The organism is Pseudoalteromonas sp. G5_S1_54_S4 (assembly GCF_054968565.1).
In genome coordinates this window covers 83,218-90,220 of the sequence record NZ_JBQKUL010000009.1, presented here as the reverse complement: position 1 = coordinate 90,220, position 7,003 = coordinate 83,218, and the positions used below count along the sequence as shown (strand labels likewise).

The 7,003-nt window shown below is 39.0% G+C and carries 5 protein-coding genes; 4 read left to right on the top strand and 1 reads right to left on the bottom strand.

All coding sequences use genetic code 11. From position 1 onward, the window contains the following. Positions 1-436: 436 nt before the first annotated feature. The 4 genes from ACTRWE_RS05965 to ACTRWE_RS05950 all read left to right on the top strand — a co-directional run bounded on the left by ACTRWE_RS05965 (position 437) and on the right by ACTRWE_RS05950 (position 4,340). Positions 437-724, top strand: coding sequence for a helix-turn-helix domain-containing protein (locus tag ACTRWE_RS05965; RefSeq protein WP_350607751.1), 288 nt, complete (start codon positions 437-439; stop codon positions 722-724). Then, entirely contained in the window at positions 717-1,985 is a 1,269-nt protein-coding gene (locus ACTRWE_RS05960; RefSeq protein WP_350607753.1) for a HipA domain-containing protein, read from the top strand. Before ACTRWE_RS05965 ends, ACTRWE_RS05960 begins: the two co-directional genes overlap by 8 nt. Positions 1,986-2,318: 333 nt before the next feature. Then, positions 2,319-3,491, top strand: a complete 1,173-nt coding sequence (locus tag ACTRWE_RS05955) for a hypothetical protein (protein ID WP_405598150.1) — start codon at positions 2,319-2,321, stop codon at positions 3,489-3,491. Positions 3,492-3,524: 33 nt separating this feature from the next. Then, entirely contained in the window at positions 3,525-4,340 is an 816-nt protein-coding gene (locus ACTRWE_RS05950) for a hypothetical protein (RefSeq protein WP_462879652.1), read from the top strand. A 210-nt stretch (positions 4,341-4,550) separates the two neighbouring features. Here ACTRWE_RS05950 and ACTRWE_RS05945 read toward each other — a convergent pair whose 3' ends face one another. Continuing rightward, positions 4,551-6,887 (bottom strand): S9 family peptidase, encoded by a 2,337-nt coding sequence (locus ACTRWE_RS05945; RefSeq protein ID WP_462879651.1) that lies wholly within the window; start codon positions 6,885-6,887, stop codon positions 4,551-4,553. Positions 6,888-7,003: the final 116 nt, after the last annotated feature.

Genomic DNA, 7,003 nt, shown 5'->3' with positions numbered 1-7,003 from the left:
AGTTTGCAGCACATTCTCGTTAATAAGTATCAACCTTCGCAACCAAGCTCTTAGTTTTTTATTAATATCGCACTTGCAGTAGCATGGATGCTACTCTTTTTATTTCTATTCTCGTACCAAGCTGTGTTTAACATTAAACGATTCAATTATTACCATTGAGCAGTATCTCCTTGTTGGGTTTCGTTGCACTCTACCCAACTTACCATGACTAAAATTCTTTGACCTTGTTCCTTTAACCTTTGACCTCAGTTGTAAACCCCCGCACCATTTAGATTAAAAAGAGAGTGAAATTTTCAATTACCTAAATTCATAGTTTATTGTGAATTTATTAGGTTCATGCCTATTAATTTAATAATTCACAAAATATTGTGAATTATTAGCTTTTTTGTACTTTTTTAACTATTATTCACAAAACACTGTGAATTTTGGATTGGTAATGGAAGTCACGATAAAGTCAGCAAAACAATTAGGTAAATTGGCAAGCATTGTGAGAAAAAGCCAAAAGCTTGACCAAAAAACTGCGGGAGATTTCTCCGGTATTAGTATTAATACAGTAAGTGATTTTGAAAATGGCACAGGTTCGTTATCAATTGGCCGCGCGTTTGATTTAATGGAAGCTTTAGGCTTAGAAGTAAAAATAGACGTGGTGATACCTCAACATGATGAAAAGGCTAAAAATAAATTACTAATGCAAATCCAGAACATGGTGGCTGAGCATGAATAATAGATCACTTGATGTTTATGCCGGCAAACAGCTCATGGGTCAATTACAAGATAGTAACGGTTTTTGGTCATTTAAATACGATCAGGATTGGCTTAACTCAGCTAATAAATTTGCAATAACTCCCAGCATTCCATTACAAGAGCAAATCATTCTTGATTCTGGTACTACACGACCTGTGCAGCAGTTTTTTGATAATTTACTGCCAGAAGAAAATGCACGTGAGTTATTGGCAAAAGAAGTGAAAGTGGATCATGAGGATTCATTTGCTCTACTTACTGCATCCGGCATTGAGTCTGCTGGTGCTTTAACGCTATTACCAGAGCATGTCGATTTTCCAAGCCCTAGTGCAATACCGTTACCTTTTGCCGAGCTATCTAGGCGAATTAAAAACTTACCCAGAGCACCGTTAAATATCCGCCAAAGTAGCCGTATGTCACTTGCTGGCGCGCAGCATAAAATGCTAGTTATTAAGCTCGGCGATGAATTATTTGAAGGAAATGAAGGCACACCTTCAACTCATATACTTAAACCCGATCATTCTGAGCCAGACCAATATTGGCAAACGACATGCAATGAATGGTTTATGATGAAACTAGCCAAGCGGCTAGGAATAGATGTACCCAATGTGCAGCTCATTTATACACCCGAGCCAGCCTATTTGGTTGAGCGCTTTGACCGTGTAGGGAGTTATCCTGATCAAGAGCGCACGCATATTATAGATAGTTGCCAGTTATTAAGTTATAGCAGGCACTCCAAATATTCTGCATCAACGGTTGAAACATACCAAAAAATACTCAATAACGTACGGCCTAAAGCGGCAACGGCCATCAAGTTATATCAATGGGTGATTTATAATTTATTAGTCGGGAATGGGGATGCGCATTTAAAAAATATTAGCTTTTATTACGAAAACGGATCTGCGCAAATAACACCGTTTTATGATTTATTAAGCACCATTATTTATGTTCCAGAAGGTGGTAACCCTCTAGAAGAAGCCTTATCCGTTCCTATCAATGATAAAAAACGTTTTTGTGATGTTACTAAAGCAGATGTAATCGCTTTTGCAAAAGAGCTCGGTATTCCAAACTCTGCCGCAGTAAAGCAACTAAGTTATTTTGTAGATAATATAGAGAGTGAATTTAGCAACTTATACCAAGAAGTTGTGAAAATGCCATCTGCGGATGTACGCGCAGCGGAATTAAGAATGTTAAGACAAGTGCAGTTTTTAGTAGTTAAAGAAATGGTTGGGCAGCTGAGTTAAAGCAAGGGAATGAGGATTGATGAAAGTTCATCATAAACAGAACGTTTTAGCCCGTTTCGATAAATAACTTTTCATTCAGTATGGACTTTCTATAGTTAGTGTTGGGGGCTGTTGTACTTCAAACAAAACCTTTACACCCAGCTGTAAACCCCCGTTACATTTTGATTAAAAAAGCCACACACTAATAAATTGAGTTCTTATCTTAGCTCCCAAAATCAGTATTTAGATTCCCATTATTAAACTCTTGCTAAATATATTGATTCTAAAACACACTAGACTAAGGGTTTTTGAATAGATATCATCTGTCTAAATAAATGTAAAAGGAAGAACATTATGACTTGGAAACATACCGGAAAAGCATCCGCTTTTAACCATATTGGGCTAGACGAGGCAACTGCTCAATCATATAACTTAACTTATGACCCTGTAGATCTAAAAAGTACTCGAATTTTAATCACACAACAAGCCTTAGCTATGCTGGCCAATTTAAATCAATTTGACCAACAAAAAGTGATTAAAGAAATTACCTTTGTTTGCAAAAATCCAAATAGTTGTAGTTCGGTTAAGCACAGCACGCTGCCATTTAAACGCTTATTTCGCTCTAGAGACCAATTCAAGTCATATCATTATCTAATAGACTTTAAAATTACAGCAGATAACCAAGTGGTAATTCACGATATATATTTCGATGTTAGTGCCACTGGACCAAAGCCAAGAGCAAGCCTAGAAAGAAACATGTTATACAATGTAAAACGCCAAGGTGGTCGATTTACTGGGGCTTGGGATAGTGATGAGTTGCAGCAGAATAAAGACTCATGGGGATTATCAGGTTCTGGAGCTACTCAAGTTTCTAATCATCATGCAGCAGTGAATGGGATGCAGAATAATTTAAATAAAGCGGCTTGGTTAATGGGCGCTCACTTAGATGTAGCTTACCCTAAAGATAGTTTTGATACATACACTTTATTCCACAACCCGACTGATCGCATGCTGTATGACGTTGTTGAATGCATATTTGATAAACGCAAAGGAACTAAATCACAAAATGCACAACATTTGGCGGCCATTTTTTTTCAATCTCAGCAACAAGGAAAGAAAATAAAATGGGTAGTACACAGTCAAGGGGCTATTATTTTTACTGCGGCGCTTGAAGAATTTGCTAAAACTCATACTATTCGACTAACCTCTCAACAAGTAGCAGTTCACTCACCTGGAGCATACCTTCCGCGGTTAAAATCCGCAGCAGCGCGATTGGGTATGTTAGTACATCAAGCTAATAGTAACCCCTTTGATGTAGTACCTAATATGGCAGGACAAAATAATCTATCTCCCAGCAGTTTAATTCGTAGCTTAAAGTTTATGGGTCTTACCTTTTTAGGAACAGAATTAACCAGCCCACATACATTACCTTATTTGGGGCTAGAGTCTTATCATACTCAATTGCGCTTAGCTGGTAATCATCGGAGAGCACAAGACGTACTAAATTATATAGAAAAAAATACTTAGAGTGGTTGTATTGAGAGGGATACTTAAATGCTAATGAAAAAAATACTCCGCGGTTATCGCGGAGGCCCTGATTTTAATAATATTCAAAAAGAGCATTATTACCTAGACGAAGAGCTTAAATTGACCGTTGCTCTTCCAGTTTGTAATCCGTTGAAACAACCTAAAACAAAAATTGTAAATTATCCTTTTACAGAAGCAAATTGGTTTGAAACTAACTATAGTCAGATTCGACATTCTAGATATATTCCAATTCATGAGTCCTATTGGTTTTATTGGCCTCTAATACGAACGCCGATGTCAGATGAGTTGGGAAGCCTGCGGCTCAATATTACTATTGGAAAGCTCGCATCTCCAGTCACTAGCACTAAAGAACTCGGCCATGCCATTCTAAAGGAATATAACGACTATTATAATTCCTCTTCAATAGGTAAATATTTTAAAGGGCATAATACTGAGCTCATCAATGAAATAGAAGCTCATTCTGCTCGCCGAGCTACACCATTTTCAGACGAAGAAAAGCAACATCACATAGAGTCTAACTTATTAAATTCAGGTTTTCCTGAAATATCTCAATTTGATGAATGTACATTTAATAATATTGAGTGGATAAAATATACAGAGATTCGTTCTAACGAAACAAAGAAAAAATACGTTTTTGCAACGCAATTGAATGAAAAATATTATCTTATGGCTAATTTTACATTCGATCTAAATATGTCTCAAAATGATAAACCTTGGTACAAAGACGCTAATGCAGCTATAACCCCTATAATGGAAGGTATTATACTTAAGCATATAGAAAGTCTAAAAGAGAATAGTAAATTATTAAATAGCTCTGCTGATAGCTAAATTAATACTACTTAAGAAAGCAAAAGACCAAAGTCATCTTCCAGTAAATTTTACTCAGGTTCTTATTATTTAGGTTTAGTATAAGGACATGAGACTTCTTTTCTCAAGGTTATCCTTTACACCCAGCTGTAAACCCCCGTTACATTTTGATTAAAAAAGCCGCACACTAATAATTAGTGTGCGGCTTTAGTATTTTACTTTTTAAAGCGATTACTTGGTTAGTAAGTGCTTTTCAAAAAAGTCAGCCATCATAGTATGGTAATGCAAGGTAGTGCCTTTGCCTTCGCGTAAGCTGTGTGAACGGTTAGGGTATGAGAAAAACTCAAACTGTTTGTTGTGCTTAACGAGTTCGTCAATTAAACGCTCTGAGCCTTGATAATGCACGTTATCATCGCCTGTGCCGTGAATAAGCAATAGCTTCCCGGTTAGGTTTTTAGCAAAGGTAATCGGCGAGGTGTTATCGTAACTCTCAGGATCGGTGTTTGGATTGCCTGCATAACGCTCTTGGTAAATGGTGTCGTACAAACGAATGTCTGGCACGGGTGCTGAGGCAATGCCCACTTTAAATTTATCGCCATGGCGGAACAGTAAATTAAGGGTTGAGCTACCGCCGCCTGAGTGTCCCCATACGCCAACGCGATCGGTGTCTATTACATCCCAGCGTTTAGCCATGGCATCTAGGGCGTCTACTTGATCTTGCACGGTAATTGAGCCAATTTTTTTATAAATCGATTTACGCCAGTCGCGGCCTTTTGGTGCACGTGTGCCACGGTTATCAACCGATGCCACAATAAAGCCTTTTTGCGTTAACAGTGATTTATACAAGTAACTGTTACCTTCCCAGCGGTCTTGCACGGTTGAGCCCCATGGTTCGCCGTATACGTAAAAAACAATTGGGTATTTTTTACTTTTATCCATGTTCTCAGGGAACATAATATAGCCGTCAAGCTCGGTACCATCTTGCGCGTTTACTTTAAAGAACTCATGGTTTGGTAAGCTTTGCTCAGCAAGCTTTTGTTTGAGCTTTGTATTTTCAACTAAGGTTTTTACATTACTATGATCGCTCACTTTAATGATCTCTTTAGTCGGTGGCGTACCAAATTTTGAGTAAGTATGCATTGCCCATGAGGCATCTTTTGACATGTAGTAGCTGTTTGCTCCCTCAAACTCAGCAGGTGTTACCCGTACCGGTTTGCTGCTGCCATCAAGCGGTGTGCTGTATAAATAACGCTGACCAGGATCGTTTGGCGAGGCAATAAAATACATCACGTTTTTATCTTCATTGATGCTCAGCATATCAATAATGTCGTAATCGCCAGGGGTTAGGTCGATAATAGTCTTGCCATCGCGCGATACACGATAAAGATGACGCCAGCCATCGCGTTCGCTATGCCAAATAAAAAACTCGCCGTCTTTTGACCAGTTTGCTTTATAAAACCATTCGATAAACGCATCGTCTTTGTCTTCTAAAATCTTGGTCAGTTGCTGCTTTTGCCAATCAAACAACCACACTTTGTTATGGCTTTGTGGGCGGTTTAAGTCTTGAATCATTAATTCATTACCGGTGCCAGCCCAGCTAATACGCGGAATATAACGGTCGCGGTTATCGCCTTCAAGCTCAGCCCAACGGGTTTGTTTATCACTAAGGCTTACCACACCAACACGCACGGCAGAGTTGGTTTCACCTGCCTTAGGATAAGGGAATTCTTTAAGGGTAGGGTACAGTTCGTCGGTGTTGTTAATCATAGTGAAAAATTTAACGTCACTGGTATCAAGCTGCCAATAGGCGATTGATTTGTTGTCGGGGCTCCAACGAAAACCATCGGCAATAGTAAATTCTTCTTCGTATACCCAATCAAAATTACCGTTAACAATGGTGGCACTGCCATCGGTTGTGAGCGCGGTTACATCGTTACTGCCAACCGATTGCATGTAAATGTTGTTATCGCGTACGTAAGCCACTTTTGAGCTATCTGGCGAGAACTTAGTAAACATTAACTTAGTTGGCTCAACGTCTTTACCACCAAGTTGCTGTAATTGGTTAGTCTCAAGGTTAAGTAACCAAAAGTCGCCTCTGCTGCGTGAGCGCCAAACTTGCTCACTGTTGGTAAATACCATCAGCCATTTACCGTCTTTTGACCACTGATAGCTTTCGATTGCAAATGGCTCGTCTGCGCCCTCTGGCAACAGTTTTTCAAACTCAACCAGTACTTTACGGCCTGTGCCGTCAGCATTGTAAAATACAATGTCGTTGCCTTTTACTCCGTGCTCTTTTTCATCATCGACGTTGTTATCGTCAGCTTTTTCTTTTTCACTTTCGCGCTCTTCAAGCACTGTGTAGCCAGTGCCATCATCTAGCCATTTAAAGTAAGTGCTTCGCTGGGTTTTAAATTCTTTATCTTTATAAATTTGCGCTAGGCTTAATGGATTATTCACGGTACTCATCGCTGCATTGTTGTTAGTTGTTATGCTGGTACTTGAACATGCTTGCAAGCCTAAGCCCGCAACAATGGCCAGTGCCAAGCCCGATGTTTTGATCAGATTCATTGTTATTGTTCCTTGGGTCTGTTGGCCTTTATGGATTAAGGCGCTTATTACATTTACTGTAACAAAATAACGTACACAATATCAGCAGGCTTAACGCACAAAGCCATGGTTTAAAC

Excerpts from the sequence above, each read along its gene's own strand:
- ACTRWE_RS05965 (WP_350607751.1), top strand. The coding sequence starts at position 437 with ATGGAAGTCACGATAAAGTCAGCAAAACAATTAGGTAAATTGGCAAGC.
- ACTRWE_RS05960 (WP_350607753.1), top strand. The coding sequence starts at position 717 with ATGAATAATAGATCACTTGATGTTTATGCCGGCAAACAGCTCATGGGT.
- ACTRWE_RS05955 (WP_405598150.1), top strand. The coding sequence starts at position 2,319 with ATGACTTGGAAACATACCGGAAAAGCATCCGCTTTTAACCATATTGGG.
- ACTRWE_RS05950 (WP_462879652.1), top strand. The coding sequence starts at position 3,525 with ATGAAAAAAATACTCCGCGGTTATCGCGGAGGCCCTGATTTTAATAAT.
- ACTRWE_RS05945 (WP_462879651.1), bottom strand. The coding sequence starts at position 6,887 with ATGAATCTGATCAAAACATCGGGCTTGGCACTGGCCATTGTTGCGGGC.